The organism is Alcanivorax sp. HI0083 (assembly GCF_001635175.1).
Window position 1 is genome coordinate 1 of sequence record NZ_LWFX01000340.1, and the last position, 791, is coordinate 791.

Annotated in this window: 1 protein-coding gene; it reads right to left on the reverse strand. The window is 61.3% G+C overall.

The genetic code is table 11. The annotated features are described in order from the left end of the window. A partial coding sequence (cmoB, locus tag A3754_RS03595) for a tRNA 5-methoxyuridine(34)/uridine 5-oxyacetic acid(34) synthase CmoB (protein ID WP_082904751.1) occupies positions 1-791 on the reverse strand: 791 nt, incomplete at both ends.

Consider the following 791-nt stretch of genomic DNA (forward strand, 5'->3'; position numbering starts at 1 on the left):
GCAACCAGCACTGCGCGGCGTGGCGCCGGGTAACCTTCACGGGTAAGGCGGTGGTCGTTCGGATCCAGAAAATCCGGGAGCGACTGGAAACGCATCCAGTCAGTGGATCGCTGCTCTTGCACCGTGGTGTCGCTTTCATCCACACACCGCACATCCACAAAACCACACCGTTCCAGCCAGCGGGTGAGCATAGCCACGGAAGGCAGGAAAAAGACATTGCGCATGACTGCGTAACGATCTTCCGGCATCAGCACGGTGCGCTCATCCCCTTCCACCACCAGGGTTTCCACCACCAGCTCGCCGCCGGCGCATAATGCACCCTTTAATTCCAGCAGGTGGTCCAACGGGGAACGCCGGTGGTACAACACGCCCATGGAAAACACCGTATCAAATTGCCCACCGTCTGCCGGCAGCTCTTCCATGCGCAAAGGCAGGAACCACACGGGCAACTCAGGGGCATAGCGGCGCACTGCCAGGTACTGCACCAGAAACAGAATGGTCGGATCGATCCCCACGACCGCACTGGCGCCGGCGGCCGCCATGCGCCAGCAGTGGTAACCGCTCCCACAGCCCACATCGAGAATCCGTCGCCCCGCCAACGGTGACAAATGCGGCGCCACCCGTTGCCACTTCCAGTCAGAACGCCATTCTGTTTCCACAGGCACGCCAAAGAACTCGAACGGGCCCTTGCGCCAGGGAATCAACCCCTGCAACGCCTGCTTTACCCCGTCCTCGTCTTGCTCACCGGCAGCACCAATGGTCAGTGTGTTCTGANCCAGGGCGCACTCAGC